Source organism: Paenibacillus sp. FSL H7-0326, from assembly GCF_001955535.1.
GTDB classification, from domain to species: Bacteria; Bacillota; Bacilli; order Paenibacillales; family Paenibacillaceae; genus Paenibacillus; species Paenibacillus shunpengii.
This window is the reverse complement of sequence record NZ_MPVN01000001.1, coordinates 1,994,192-2,008,584: the sequence shown is the minus strand read 5'-3', so window position 1 is coordinate 2,008,584 and position 14,393 is coordinate 1,994,192. Positions and strand designations below refer to the sequence as shown.

Annotated in this window: 11 protein-coding genes; 2 read left to right on the top strand and 9 right to left on the bottom strand. The window is 46.2% G+C overall.

What is annotated here, in order from left to right; translation table 11 throughout:
- Positions 1–116: 116 nt before the first annotated feature.
- From BK126_RS09655 to BK126_RS09615, 9 genes are all read right to left on the bottom strand, one after another.
- Positions 117–1,598, bottom strand: a complete 1,482-nt coding sequence (locus BK126_RS09655) for a hypothetical protein (RefSeq protein ID WP_076312318.1) — start codon at positions 1,596–1,598, stop codon at positions 117–119.
- A gap of 149 nt (positions 1,599–1,747) precedes the next feature.
- Positions 1,748–2,440, bottom strand: coding sequence for a response regulator transcription factor (locus BK126_RS09650; RefSeq protein WP_076312641.1), 693 nt, complete (start codon positions 2,438–2,440; stop codon positions 1,748–1,750).
- 5 nt (positions 2,441–2,445) lie between these two features.
- On the bottom strand, positions 2,446–3,921 hold the full coding sequence (locus BK126_RS09645; RefSeq protein WP_076312317.1) for a sensor histidine kinase: 1,476 nt from the start codon (positions 3,919–3,921) through the stop codon (positions 2,446–2,448).
- Positions 3,922–4,183: 262 nt separating this feature from the next.
- Positions 4,184–4,519, bottom strand: a complete 336-nt coding sequence (locus tag BK126_RS09640; RefSeq protein WP_076312316.1) for a nuclear transport factor 2 family protein — start codon at positions 4,517–4,519, stop codon at positions 4,184–4,186.
- A 282-nt stretch (positions 4,520–4,801) separates the two neighbouring features.
- Positions 4,802–5,056: a hypothetical protein gene (locus BK126_RS09635; protein WP_076312315.1), complete on the bottom strand. Its 255-nt coding sequence runs from the start codon at positions 5,054–5,056 to the stop codon at positions 4,802–4,804.
- Positions 5,057–5,069: 13 nt separating this feature from the next.
- Positions 5,070–6,404, bottom strand: a complete 1,335-nt coding sequence (locus BK126_RS09630) for a TRAP transporter large permease subunit (RefSeq protein ID WP_076312314.1) — start codon at positions 6,402–6,404, stop codon at positions 5,070–5,072.
- Between the two features lie 46 nt (positions 6,405–6,450).
- Positions 6,451–7,326, bottom strand: a complete 876-nt coding sequence (locus tag BK126_RS09625) for a DUF1932 domain-containing protein (RefSeq protein WP_076312313.1) — start codon at positions 7,324–7,326, stop codon at positions 6,451–6,453.
- Between the two features lie 11 nt (positions 7,327–7,337).
- Positions 7,338–8,009, bottom strand: coding sequence for an RraA family protein (locus tag BK126_RS09620; RefSeq protein ID WP_076312312.1), 672 nt, complete (start codon positions 8,007–8,009; stop codon positions 7,338–7,340).
- 146 nt (positions 8,010–8,155) lie between these two features.
- A complete protein-coding gene (locus BK126_RS09615; RefSeq protein WP_076312311.1) occupies positions 8,156–9,007 on the bottom strand; it encodes a MurR/RpiR family transcriptional regulator in 852 nt (283 codons plus the stop codon).
- Positions 9,008–9,347: 340 nt separating this feature from the next.
- Here BK126_RS09615 and BK126_RS09610 point away from each other — a divergent pair, with 340 nt between their 5' ends.
- Both BK126_RS09610 and BK126_RS09605 read left to right on the top strand, forming a co-directional pair.
- Positions 9,348–11,744 (top strand): glycoside hydrolase family 88/105 protein, encoded by a 2,397-nt coding sequence (locus BK126_RS09610; RefSeq protein ID WP_076312310.1) that lies wholly within the window; start codon positions 9,348–9,350, stop codon positions 11,742–11,744.
- A 266-nt stretch (positions 11,745–12,010) separates the two neighbouring features.
- Positions 12,011–14,299, top strand: a complete 2,289-nt coding sequence (locus BK126_RS09605; RefSeq protein WP_076312309.1) for a helix-turn-helix domain-containing protein — start codon at positions 12,011–12,013, stop codon at positions 14,297–14,299.
- Positions 14,300–14,393: the final 94 nt, after the last annotated feature.

The window sequence follows — 14,393 nt, the reverse complement described above, 5'->3', positions numbered from 1 at the left end:
ATAGCAGGAGGGATTTAAATACGTAATCCGAATTTCCAATTCAAAAAAACCTCCAAACCTGAGATGATATCAGGCTTGAAGGTTAATTCTGATCAAGAGATTGGCATGCCAGCGCTTTATTTTGCTTCAAACTGTACTGCTTCTGCAGTCGCCCAATTGCCTAATGGAGACACTTCATAGCTGACTCCAGGTACAAGCTTGGCTCCATTTTGCAGCTCGAATACGCCGGCTGCTCCTAAGCGGGTCTGTACCTTGTATTGTGCTGTCAGTGTTGTACCGTCAGAGCCCTCAAGCTGAATAGAGCGGTAAGCGAACAGCTCATCTCCCGGGTCGGCAGTAAGCTTCACCTTTAAGGTGATCTCATCTGTTTGAGATACGGAGGCGATCTCCAGCGGAGCAATCGTATCCGCTACAAATGAATCGTTCTCCAGTGTGAACCAGTCGGAAGAGACGGTGTATGTCACTCCTGGCTCAAGCAAAGTCCCTTGCGGCAGACGGAATTTCGGCTCCTGTTTGCCGTCTGTCGACTGTGTGAATCCTACATAGCTTACCGTAATCGGCTCTCCGCCTTCTGGCGTCAGCGTTGCTTGACGAGTGGCGAGAGAAGAGATGACCTGAATCGGATTTCCGTCCCATCTGTTATTCTCATCCAGCACGATCGCGTTCGCACCCCGTCCGCCTGAATAAGCGGAGATCAGGTAACCATAGTCGATTACACCATTCTCACGGAACGAATCCACTTCAAATGTATCCTGCGCGACTTGGCGTGTACCGCTCATTCTGATCTTCTCATCGCTTGCTGGAACCTCAAATGTTTGCTCGCCTTTATATTGAAGCGTATAGGTTGCTCCAGGCTCCATCGTTTGAACGGGCACGATATAGGTAGCAACCGAGCCGGTCTTGAGTCTTGGCTGGTTGACCAGCTTGAGATTGCCCTCGTTAAAGTTGAAATTCGCTTGTGCTGCTGCTGTTGCTTCATCTTCAAGGGTCATCGGCTGATTGAATGTAACCTCAAACGTAATTTGATTCAGTGCTTTGATCGAGACGATCTGAGCTGATGCAGAGCGAATCGCTTTTTCTGCTTGTACGAGCAGACTTGCTGCATCACCGCGGGTAACATGGGACGTATCGAGCTGAAGCTGTTCCATCCAGTACTGAACCGATTTGATGTCACGCTGCAGTGCCTTGGCGATCATACTCGCCATCTGCGTGCCATCTGCAGGCTTGTTAGGCAAGAACTTTGAACCACTATCAATCAATCCATGCTCAGAAGCCGTGTTCAAATATCGGTCATACCACTTATCTCCCGGCTGAACGGGCTGGCTGCTTGGAGTCAGCTCCAAGGTGAGCACGATCAATTTTACCAGTTCTGCATTGGTTACGAGCTGATCGGCCATCATTTGACCGTTTCCATACCCATGAAGCACGGCTTTGTCGATCAGATGCTGAATCGCCTGCTGGGTCGAGTTTGCGATTACGTCCTGCTGTCTAACCGCAGAAGGAAGAGAGGCTGCACTTACTTGATAGGGAAGCAGCGCTCCTCCGGCTATAATGGTGGATAATCCTAGAATGACCGCCTTTTGATTTGCTTTTCTCATATTTCCTCTTCCTCTCGATCTAATGTGGTGTTCGCCTATGCGATAATTCTATGGTAAACGACCACTCTAAATCGGCTGATAAGGAAATATAAACAATTTCTAAACAGAGTCATAACAATTCGCAAATTGGCCGGCGTCTATAGTTATAGCTATACGGCGAAGCGGTAGCCTGCTCCCCATACCGTTTCAATAAACTGGGGATTGGACGGGTCAGCTTCAATCTTCTCGCGAATACGCGAAATATGTACGGTAACGGTCGCAATTTCTCCGTTTGATTCGAATCCCCAAATCCGTTCAAACAGCTCCTCCTTCTTAAATACCCGGTTTGGATGCTCTGCCAGAAACACCAGAACTTCGAATTCCTTAACGGTCAGCCCGATTTCCTTACCGCGAAGAAATACACGATGCGAAGCTTTATTGATGGACAGCTCACGAATATCAATCGTTGCCTGCGGAAATTCCTGCTTCATACGAGTAAATCGTTCGTACCTTGCCATATGGGCTTTTGCTCTTGCGACCAGTTCGTTAGGGCTGAATGGCTTCGTTATAAAGTCATCGGCACCGAGGCCAAATCCTCGAATTTTATCAATTTCTTCTTTTTTGGCAGATACGATCAGGATGGGAACATCGAGCTTCTCTCGAATCTGCCTGCATATCTCGAAGCCATCGATTCCCGGCAGCTGCAAATCCAGAATGACAAGATCATAACCACCGTGCAGTGCTTTATTCAGTCCTTCCGATCCGTCAAGCGACAAATCGGCTTCATAGTCGTGGAGCTGGAAATAATCGCGCTGCAACTCGGCGATGTATGGGTCATCCTCTACGATCAATATCCGTTTCATCTGCTTCACCTGCGATCCTCAAATAATTTAAGTGTGAAATGTAAGGCGAGTCCTTGACCCGGCTCGCTGTCTGCTCCAATCTGTCCGCCATGTCCTTCTATGATTTGCTTAGCAATGGCAAGGCCGAGGCCGCTGCCTCTAATCGCTTGACTGCGTGAAGGCTCTTCCCGATAAAAGCGTTCAAAAATATGGGGCAGCGAGTCCGGATGAATTCCCGGCCCGTTATCGGAAATTCGCACAACAGCGAATTCATGCTGCTTGTCTATGCGAATGGTGATTTGTTTCGGGGATTGCACCATATATTTCAAGCAATTGTCAAATAAATTGAGCAGGACGCGCTTCAGCTTTTCGCGGTCGGCAAGCACATACAGCTGTTCCTCAGATAAGGTGTTATTCCAGACAATCTCAACTCCGTGGTTATCGAATTCAAGAGTGAGCTCGTTTACAACCTGCCGAACACAGCCGTTAAGGTCTACCTGTTCAAAGGAAAAAGGCTCTTTGTTCATATCCAGCTTGGAGTAGAAGAGGAGCTCGTCAACGAGATGCTCCATATCTGCAGCCCGGGTATGAATAGCATCTACATAGCGCCCAAGCTTCTCCGGCGTATTCGTTACACCGTCCCGAATCCCTTCGGCATAGCCCTTGATGGTCGTGATGGGTGTCCTCAGATCATGAGATATGTTCGAGAGCAGCTGCTTGCGATTGTCCTCATAATGAAGCTGAAGCTGAATGGAGTCGTGAAGTTTCCTCCGCATATCCTCAAAGGCCATAACCAGCTGACCCACCTCATCGCCGGAATTCGTACTCAGCTCCTGGCTCAAATCACCACCCTTGATCTGTTCTGCCGATTGTCTAAGCCGGTCCAGCGGAAAGATGATCTTGCGCGTCACGTATCTGTACAGCAGAAAGCCGGTCAGAAGCAGGACACAGACGAATACGATGATGAGAATCGGCAGCAGGGTCCGAACGATCTCGGCGAATGGGCTGCGCTCACGGAGAACAAAGATGCTTCCCATGTCCTGCTTCGCTTCATCGAAGTAGAAATCAAATTTGGCATAAGAGAAAAATTGGTTCCCTGAATTAAGCGTGCTGCGAATGGCGTAATTGCCCATCTCGTAATCCGGCAGTACCTGATTGAGTTCTCTGGAATTCAAGGTAGGCGTTGAATAGATGAGGGCATCGTTATGTCGAACTGCAAGCTGTGCCTGGACCATCTTCAGCTGCAGATCGTATTCCTCAAGTCTTTCTTTATCCAGTAGCAGCTTGGGATCGTGCTTAGCTAAATATTTCATATCCAGAAACAAGTTCTCTTCTTCCTCAGACAAGGGATGGAGTGAGTAATGGATATTATAGAAGCTGCTGATGCTCCGAAAATCGCCCGTAACCGCTACAGACAATAAATAGGCGGCCGAAACAAACAGAATGACGGAGACGACAACAACAGATGTAAAGGAGAGCAGCAGCCGAAAGCGGATAGACATTTAATTTTCTCCTTCCTCATTCCATCAAGACAGGGGCAATATGGCTTTGCCACGATATGTTTCTGCCACTGCATGTTACTTTTCCGAGCTGAATATTAGTATATAATGGATTTTCTCTCAAGCACAGCGCAAAAAAAGCTTACGATAAGTCAAAGCTCTAAATCGATCGAAAATATGAAAAAAGGCCTGCCCTCTAGTTATGAGGTACAGACCTTCTATTGTATAGGATAACTCCGAATTGTAATCCTTGGATATTGCCTCATTATCCAATGAATCTTACGTGTGTAATCAGACCATTCTCGACACGATACACTGGCACAGCCAGCAGTATGTCTGTTCTGCCGCGATGTCCTGTGACGGATTCATGGTCAATGACATAGTTATTGTGCACAATGCGGTTCGTAATGGTTGCGTTCAGCTCAGGGCTGATCTCGAACAAAGCCGTATAGCGCTCGCGGATTTCTTCTTTGCCAGAGTTCTGAATGTTGCCGACAGCATCTTCAATGACGCAGTCCTCGTGATAGGTAGCGAGCAGATCTTCAATATTTCGCGCATTGTACGCGGCTAGCTGTGCATCAATAACATCAGTAATGGACACGGTGATTTCTCCTTTTTCTCTCGTAAAATGAGTTTAATGTATTAAAGCTTCTCCGCATTGTATCACAAAATTATTTTTTGCAATATACCTTTTTTGTAGATATGTTTTATAAATTGCACTCGAATCATAATCAGTGGTTCATTAAGGATGAACAGGTCTATTTAGCATAGAAAATAGAAGCGACCTGATAATCTCCTCTGATGATCTGCCGGATATTCTGTGACGAGGAGGACCGGCTGGATCCGTATACTGAAACTAGCTTCAAAAGCTTATTTTAGCGAATTAGCCACTGGTGCTGATATTATGATCGACAAATGAGGTGTCTTTCTTTTCAGGTATATAATATAGGGAGAAACCAACAAGACTAAACACAGCGCTCAGCACGAGTGTCGGTGTTTTGAACAGGTTCGTACTTGCAATGATGATGTCCCCCTTTTGAAGAAGGATACCTAAGATCTGACCAAATACCAACAAGGTTCCTGCCGTTAAGAATAGGACAAGTAGCACTTTAAATAGAAATTCCAAGAATGTTCTCATAAGTTTCTCCTTTCTATACGGGAAGTAGCTCCATCCCTATTAGCCAGCCAATCATTACAATTGGAATCATATAATAAATGATCAGCGGTATAAATGTCTGTTCCGGTTTGGCCCCTGCAAGACCAGAAGCAATAAAGATAGAACCTGATGCCGGTGGAGAAGCGCCTTCTGTGGAGGAGAATGCAAGAATGGCGACAACAGCCACAACGGGATCAACTCCGACTGAAATTAAGGCGGAAAAGGAGACAAGTCCAACAGCTGTTAACGTAGCTGTTGAAGATAATGGTCCAGCAACCAATGTTACTAGCACCCCGACAATGAGGACCATGAGCCATTTGGGAATTGTAAGCGCTGACGTTATTTGTGTTAAATCTTCTGCTAAGCCTAAATCAGCCAGCACCTGACTAGAAGCAACAGCAAACAGCATCAATGCGCCGATTGTCGTAAACTTAGGAATAGCTGATTTGAAAAACTTGGACCAATCTAAGGCAGACGCCTTCTTTCTTCCAATGGCTAAACTAATTAAGATCATGAGAATCGGAATCCATGTTATTAATGAAATTTGATCCATTGCTTCTGGTCCAATGTTTGGATTGCTCTGTAAGTAGTTGGCGAGTGGACCGATCGTAACAAGGATAGGGATTAAGGCACCGAAGAAAATGAAAATCGATTTCCATCCTTCTTTTACAGCTTGTTTAAAGGAGATAATATCATCTGGCGGCATAGCTTGAATCTTATTTTTCTTCACGAGAAGAAAAACAAGAATAAAGCGATAGACCACCTGATAAAGTCCACCTATTAAAAGTGCAATATATAAATCACCCTCAGATACAAGCGCTGCAACGGGTGCAAATCCCAGCATAATAAACATCGAAGCGTTTGGAGGCATTGCGGCTCCAAGCCCGCCATTACCTGCCAGAATTGTCGCTGTATGTGTTGGACTCCAGCCTGATTTAATCATCCAAGAGGCAGTAATGGAACCAGTAGCGGCTGTATTTGCAGAGTTCGAACCTGAAAGGGCACCTAAAACGGTGGAACCTAACGTACTCATATAAGCAGCTCCACCAGGAAGCTTTCCTACAAGGGAGTTCAAGATTCGCAAGAGTGCATGAATCAATTCAAGCTTCTCGATTAGATAGGCCATAAAAACAAATGCAACCGCTGCGTAGAGCACCTCGTAATTGAAAGCAAATAATAAACCATCCCAGAACAGTGTTAATGCTTCCGCTCCGCCAAACAATGTGGTTGCAATAAAACCTAATAGCATGGCTTCTCCCATATTACGTTTCACTACGACATTCCATATAATGATGACAGCAATGAATACAATCAACGCAATAAAACCCATGGATATCTTGGCCTCCTCATGATGAAGTAAAACGCTTACAAATAACTCAACCTTGATGCATCACTTCAATAACCTCTTTCCAACTGGCTGGTTTTGTTCCGTCAAATCGTTCGAAGAAATTGAGATCAGCCAGCTTCTCTAGCTTCTGTTGTGCTGCCCGAGACATACTGGCATCAATATGAACGGAATCAAGCATCTCAATAGAGCCAAGCAGCTCACCCGCCCGTCTTTTGGCATGGAGTGCACTACCTGTAACAAGGCGATTCATGGTTTCTTCAAAGCTCTTGCTATCCAGCGTTTGGCTTAGAGAAGATATAGCTTGATCCTCGACTCCATATATTTTGGAAGCTTCCAAGAATTCAATCAGTAAGCCAACGATCCCTTTCATATAAATGCTTCTAATGAGTTTTAACGCGGATGCATCTCCTGGCTGGTCACTAATTTTGGTGATATTCATCCCATACTGTTGCATATCTTCAATGAACCGATCTGTTCCACTACCGCTTGCCGTAATCGGTACCTTATGTTTGTTTACGGGTAGAGATCCTAGCATAGCTGCATCCACAAAAAGAGCATCTTGCTTAGCAATTTCTTTTGCTACTTGTTTTTTGATCTCTGGGGTTGATGCGGATACATCAACGTACAATTGATTCTTTCGCAAACTTCCGAGCAATGATTGGGCCACTTCTAGCGTTCTACTGGCGGGTACAGCTGCAATCACAATATCAGATTTCTCAATGACTTCATTGGCACTACCTGTCAATTCCACTCCTGTATTGGCTGCTTTGTCTCTAATAATTCCAGCAAATTTCTCATTCTGCAAGAGCACATCATACGCATAAAACTGATCTAAACCTTCCATTTTCAAGCCTGTTGACAACTCATATGCCGCTTCTCCATATCCGATAAAACCTAGCTTCATATTACATTCTCCTATTCTTGAAATTTTTTGATTTTGCTCTCCAACCAAGCAGGTGCGATCAGACTAATGTCTTTTTTTCCTTCTCTCATGTAATCTTGAATGGTTTGTAGTCTTTGCTTCTCATACGCTAATTTCTCTTCCGCAAGTGTCAGCAGGGTATTTGCCTCCTCCTTCGGAACGATTACCACTCCGTCATCATCGGCAATGACTAGATCTCCAGGTGTGACTGTGACGCCCCCGCATGAAATGATCTGATTCAAATCACCAGGTCCATCCTTAAAAGGTCCATTTGGGGTAAAGCCCTTACTATATACCGGAAAGCCTAACTCCTCTAAATCGACCTTATCTCGAACAAGCCCGTCAATAACGATACCTGCTATTCCAGCAGCCTTAGCTGCGCTAGCCATCAATATCCCTAAATAGGCATGACTCTTATAATCTTTCCCATCAACGATGAGGACATCTCCTTCTTTAGCAGAATAAATGGCTTGATGAAGGAATAAATTATCCCCTGGACGTAAGCTAACGGTATAAGCAGTGCCTACCACATTCATGTCCTTTGCAACAGGTTTGATCTGATGATCCATAGCACCAGTCCCACCCATCACGTCTGCCAATAATGAAGAGTTTAATTTTTTCGCCCGATCCATTAGATCATTTGGCAATATATGAACTGCATTCATCGTCTCCACCATCCCTTTAGGTTATGTTTGTTACATTTAAATATATAAAAGTAACATTTATTACTTTTATACGATCATATCACCTCACCAATACTTAGTAAATCGCTTTCATGAAATATAAAATAAAAAAATGAGTGACCACACCACTAATGTGTCGTGTGATAACTCATTTTAGTTAGGATATTATTTATTTTATCTAAACGTGGTTTGGTCCTTTCAGGATCATTAATCGCTAAAGCACTTAAAATGAAATCTACAATAAAGATAGCTGCTACGATGGAGTTATGAGAGCCGATACTCGCTGAGGAACATGGCAATACATAATTTGCATATTTGGTTAATGGAGAGCTGTAGCTATCCGTAATCAAGAGAACCTCAACATCATAGGACTTAGCTACCTCCAGCATGTCTTTAATACGTTTTGCATAGCGTGGATAGCTGACCGCTATAATGAGGTCAGATGAGTTCAAGTGAACCAATTCATCCACCCAATCACTCTGATCCGCATCAATATATTGACAGTTCCCGAGTAGCCGATTGATTCCTAGTGATAGATACTCTCCAACAGGCCTCCCGCTTCGGACACTTGTACAGAGAACCTGCCTGGAATCCGCTATTTTCTCAACAATGTGCTGAAATGTTTCCTCTGTGATATTGTCCAGTGAATACTGGATATTATTGAATTGTAGCTCTACATGATTATGCAGGAGCTTACTCTTATTTGAATGCTTCAAGTTAGCTTCCAGTCTGGTTTGTGGTGCAGCCTTATGCTTCATATTTAATTGAAGCTCTTTTTGAAGCTCAGAGAAACCTGAATATCCAACAGCAGCCGAGAATCTCATAATGGTAGCCGTACTTGTACCTACTTTTGAAGCCAATTTATCAACGGTTAAAAAAGCGACCTCCATCGGATTTTGTACAATATAATCTGCAATTCTTCTCTGTGCCTGAGTTAATTCAACAACCCTATGCTGAAGTTTATGTATTAATTCTTCCATATATAGCACCTGCCCATTCTTTCGGCTTTATCTCCTTTATTGTACACATTTGCCATGAATAAAAAAACATCCGCACTGAGCTGCATCCCATTTGTTACACACTAACTAAGCTAATGAGCTGCAGTTTATTTCAGTGTAATTCTCTTTTTCTCAAAGACCCGTAGGCGGCCCACAAGCTGTATAAGGGTTCAATCAACCAAATGTACACGGAACAAACCGAATCGTTTTTGCAGGAATGTGATGCTTTGGGATACGGTTTGGAGATTTGCGCCATTGTTCTGCCCATGGACTGGAATTTATTCTAACCCTATCAATTCTTCGTTAGGAGGCGCTGCATGCGATGCCATATGTAACCAAAGAACGTTCTTTTGGAGCTTCACTGGACAGAACAGAGGATGTGCTCAGGGCTGTAGTAAACCGATATATCGGTGCGAACCCGAAGACCTTGCCGACGTACCGGGTGCTTAATGTGGAAGGCTTTATTAGAGATCACGAATACCGTTACGATATGAACCTTGTGGAGAAGCTTCCTCAGCTGCAGGATGGACAGTTCGTCTATGCCTGGGCCAAAATTTGGGCTGATGAAGAAACGACACAGGCCTACCGGATCAGCTGCTACAGTCATACACGGGTGTTTATTAACGGGCAGCTGGCCTTTGAGTCGAATCATCGGGATGACGTCATGCCGGAGAGCAAGGCTGGACTGCGTGGCAAGCTGCGTCAGGGCTGGAACTTCTTTGTTCTGGATTTTGAAAAAACACCCACTGGCTGCGGTGCCAAATTCGGCACAGGTTCTGTTAAAGGCGCGCCCGTCCATTTTCTTGCTCCAACCATGGAGCGTGATGGGCAGGAAGGCTGGGTGTACAGCGAACCTCAGCATACACGCTGGATACCAGGCAATGCCAAGGAGGTGTTCTCTCACGAGATCGACTCTAAGCTAGCAAGTATCTTTGAGGGAGAAACCTCTGCATCAGAGGCAGCTACAGGTCTAACATGGTATCCCCGAAGAGAATGGAGCGAGGAGGAGCAGCAGCTTGGTGCCTTCGGGAGAGTGTTTGATCCAGGGACAGGGATTGGAGAGAAAGCGACGGTTAGCGCCGATGCCAAGAGAAGTGACGATGCCGATGCTAGCGCCGATACACTCGTCACATCCGATGGATATGGAGTACGATGTCCCTTTGGGGCCGTTGCGCTGGCATGGTCCAAGCTGGATCACCGGAGCACCGCAAGCGAACGGAAAGTGACATGGAAAGGGCTGCACGAAGGAACATTCAAGCTATATGTGGACGGGAATTTGCTGTACACCAGTGATCAGGAGCAGGGCTACTTCGAGGTGGAGAAGGAGCTGGACTACGGTGTACATGATATTGTCATTGTGTCAGCGCGTACCCGTAAAGCCTGGGGCTTTGATCTGGAAGTACTGACCGAGGATGAAACAGGCGAAGCTCTAACCTGGGCCAGGCCATACCCGGTTGAAGGTTTAACAGGACACTGGCTGTATCTGGGTCCTTTTTCTAAGGATCATGTGCCTCCGCCTCAAGACGTCCCTCATATGGACCGCCTGTTTGGAGAAGGAGAAGAACGGACTTATTATAGAGCTGACCAGCCGGCCGCCCGGATTCGTCCTTATCTGGAATCGCGTTTATATGGCAAATGGAATTATCCTCTAGGTGTGACGCTGTATGGCATTCTGGAGACGGGAAGAGAGCTGTCCCGCCCGGATTATATTGAATATGCTGCGGATCATATTGAACAGTGTACGTCTCTGGATGAGCTGGTCATGTGGGATAGCAAGCGGCATGGTGCCCCAGGGATAAATCATCAGCTTGCGCTGATCGATAGTCTGGATGACTGTGGTTCCTTCGGCGCCACCATGCTCAGAGCTCATGAGCTGAAGAAACTGAGAGGAGCCGAGGAGGCAGCGCATCGTATTGCGGACTATATTACACGTGAGCAGGATCGACTGCCTGATGGTACGTTATACCGCTACCGCAGCTTCAGCGAGCTGATGGTTAATACGATATGGTGCGATGACCTGTACATGAGCACCCCGTTTCTTAGCCAATATTACAAGCTTACCGGAGAGACCCGGTATTTGGACGATGCCGCTGCCCAGTTTCTGCTGTATAAGAAAAGATTGTATATGCCTGAGCAGAAAATGATGCATCATGTGTACAATTTGAATTTTGATAAAGGCTGTACCGTGCCGTGGGGACGGGGTAACGGCTGGGTATTATTTTCTCTAACGGAGCTGCTGGCTGTTCTTCCCGAAACGCATTCGGATTATGACGAGCTGCTTCATTTCTATAGGGAGCTGTGCGAGGGCTATCTGGCAGTTCAGGATGAGCAGGGCTTGTGGCATCAGGTGCTGACCGATCATGAATCCTACAGCGAGACGTCCTGCTCTTCCATGTTTATCTATGCTTTTTCCCGCGGGATAAGGTATGGCTGGCTTCCAGAGGGAATACAGCACCTATACGCCGATGCGGTCTTCCGTGGCTATGAGGGCATTATACGCCATTGTATTGATCGGGACGGGAATGTATACGGGGTCTGCCGAGGCTCGGGGTACTCCTTCTCTCCGAATTACTACAAGGAGCGTTTGTCTTGGCTGCTGAATGACACCCACGGCATCGGTATTGTGCTGTTAGCGGGGATCGAGTCCTTAAGGCTGCGCGAATATTTGAAGGGGCGTCGTACAGATTGGGCAAAATCATCGGTGGTCCACAGCCAATAACGGGAGGTATGCTGGAGCCGCCTATACGAATTCGCTAAATAACCGGGCTATGAAGTCCGGTTATTTCTTTTTCACACGAATCCATTTCATAAATCATTAAAAGATGGATTCAATTGAAGCGGCTAAAGGTATGATGAAATGGATTCAAATAGGTAAAAATTTAAATTTTTGTGAACGACAGCCATACAAGTTGTGATAACATATGGAAAGAATATGTTAATTAGACGATACGGATATCCAAGCGAATAAAGGATGGGGGAAGGCGAATGATGTCCAAAGTGTCAAACTCGCTCCGCGCATTACTCTCAACGACTCAGACGAGACTTGTTTTTGCGCTGACCATTGCGGTGTTCGTCATTATACTTGCGGTCAGCCTGACTTCCTATTACACATCCAAGTCGGTGCTCCAAAGTGAACTGAGCGAGATGCATCACCAGCTGCTCAGCGATAAGATGAATTTTATCGAGGATTATATCAAGGATACGGACAGCACAGCCATCAAGATGGCACTGCATTCGGGTGTATATGGCTACCTCTCCAAGGGGGAGCAGATCACGCAAACGGAAATCCGGCAGCTCATTGAGTATTTGAAATATGTGGTCATTAATTCACCCATTATAGAAAGCGCATACATTTTTAATGCAGATGAAGAGAGCTTTGTATCGTATCCCATGGGCTACAGCTCCCGGTTCAGCACATTCCCGGATTCCGACTGGGTGAGCGTAGGGAGCGAGCTTGAGGAGAAGACCATGCTTGTCAAATCGAGAACGGCAGCAGGCGGGAGCGGCAAGAACGGAACGAACGAAATTACCTATTTTCGAAAAATTGTCGTCCAAGGCGAGATGAAGGGCATACTTGCTCTGAATTTCAACAAGTCAGAGCTGTTCGCGCAGATGAGACCAAGTGCTGTTTCGAAGATCGAGAGTGCCCAGTATATTCTAGACAGCGAAGGGAATCTGGTGTATCAGATCGGGGATGCCCATGCTGAGCCCTCCGATATCTATGTGCACACACAGCAGCTGGGAGATCAAAGATACGATGATGTTAAGCTGAACGGGGAGTCATTGCTGCTGACCTACAATCCTTCTCCTCTGACCGACTGGAGATATGTTTCCGTTGCTTCTCAGGACGATATATTGGCAAATTCCAAGAAGATCCGCAGCGTCGTGCTGCTGGTCTCCCTCATTATGCTGGTGCTTGGAGCCTGGCTGATCATTCAGCTTCATGCGGTGACCTTCAAGCCCATTCGCCGGCTGCATTCCCTTCTCAAAAATTATGAACGTGAAGAGAACAGTCTCGATCTAGGCAAGCTTGAGAATATTACCGTCCGACTGCTGCGGGCACATGAAGACCTGTCTCAGCAGATCCGTCATACGAAGGCAGAAGCCTCATCGAAGTTCGTACAGGATATTTTCATGGGTAATTTGTCCGGGCGGAGAGAGATGGAAGCAAGGTGGAGTCAATATTTTAAGGAATGGACGAACAGACCGCTTCGTGTCGTGCTGATATCCATTGATCGATATTCGGAATGGGCGGATAAATGGAGTGACAATGATCAGTTTCTATATAAATATGCAATGAATAATATCGCAGAGGAGCTGCTTGCTCCATCCTACCGCAGTGTCAGTGTGGATCTAGGCAAGGATAAGCTGGCCCTCGTGCTCCAGTCCAGTGTGGATAAGGAGGAGCCGATCGAATCAGAGCTCGGCCAGATTCTTCCGATACTGCAGGATATTCTGCAGACCAAAGTGTCGATCGGGATCAGCCATCAGGCAGAAAACGTCATGAAGCTGCAGCGTGCGTATTATGAAGCAGAGAATGCACTAAGCTACCGTTTATATAAAGGGTATGGGACGGTCATTACCTTTGAAGAAGTAGCCTCCCATGAGCGGACCGATTCCGTAGAGGATGAATCCATCATTTCGGGATTACTCCAGGCGGTAGAGTCAGGCTCGAAGGAGCAGGCTACTCGAATGTTAAGCAAGCTGGAGGAACAGATGAGGACAGAAGGATGGTATCCTTCGGAGGTGACGGGCATGCTCACCCATATTCGTCAGCGATTGATGAAGCTGGAGGTGTCCAAGGAAGGGGCCGATCCGGAGGAAGTCATTCAGATTCGCCAGCTGTATACGCTTGATCTGCCGGATATGATGGAGCTTCTCTATGAATATACGAGCAGGCTGGCAGATCATTTTGCATCGCTTGCTGTCAGCAGGGAAGCTGTGATGGTGCAGCAGATGATTGATTTTATGACACGGCATTTGGACGGGAATGTAGGGGTACAGGAGATTGCTTCCTCTGTTCATATCAGTGTCAGTCTGGCGAGCCAGCTGTTCAAGCAAGAGACGGGAGAGACGATTCACGATTATTTTACCAAGCTGCGTGTGGAAAAAGCCGGCGAGCTGCTGATCGAGACCGACTACAAGCTGGCGGAGATTGCAAGAATGGTCGGCTATCAGCATGAGAACAGCTTCATCCGTGTATTCCGCAAGCTGAAGGATATTACGCCCGGTAAATACAGAGAGCATATGAAATACAAAAAATATTCTGTTTGATCAAAACATGATGAACCGAAGCTCCACCCTATGAGCAAATACTGCAGAAGGGTGGATTTTTCTCTTTATGTCCATATTTTGGCGGAATGGTCGA

Bases quoted from the DNA above. Each gene is read 5' to 3' on its own strand.
- BK126_RS09645 (WP_076312317.1), bottom strand. From the start codon at position 3,921: ATGTCTATCCGCTTTCGGCTGCTGCTCTCCTTTACATCTGTTGTTGTC.
- BK126_RS09655 (WP_076312318.1), bottom strand. From the start codon at position 1,598: ATGAGAAAAGCAAATCAAAAGGCGGTCATTCTAGGATTATCCACCATT.
- BK126_RS09625 (WP_076312313.1), bottom strand. From the start codon at position 7,326: ATGAAGCTAGGTTTTATCGGATATGGAGAAGCGGCATATGAGTTGTCA.
- BK126_RS09635 (WP_076312315.1), bottom strand. From the start codon at position 5,056: ATGAGAACATTCTTGGAATTTCTATTTAAAGTGCTACTTGTCCTATTC.
- BK126_RS09615 (WP_076312311.1), bottom strand. From the start codon at position 9,007: ATGGAAGAATTAATACATAAACTTCAGCATAGGGTTGTTGAATTAACT.
- BK126_RS09650 (WP_076312641.1), bottom strand. From the start codon at position 2,440: ATGAAACGGATATTGATCGTAGAGGATGACCCATACATCGCCGAGTTG.
- BK126_RS09620 (WP_076312312.1), bottom strand. From the start codon at position 8,009: ATGAATGCAGTTCATATATTGCCAAATGATCTAATGGATCGGGCGAAA.
- BK126_RS09630 (WP_076312314.1), bottom strand. From the start codon at position 6,404: ATGGGTTTTATTGCGTTGATTGTATTCATTGCTGTCATCATTATATGG.
- BK126_RS09605 (WP_076312309.1), top strand. From the start codon at position 12,011: ATGATGTCCAAAGTGTCAAACTCGCTCCGCGCATTACTCTCAACGACT.
- BK126_RS09610 (WP_076312310.1), top strand. From the start codon at position 9,348: ATGCCATATGTAACCAAAGAACGTTCTTTTGGAGCTTCACTGGACAGA.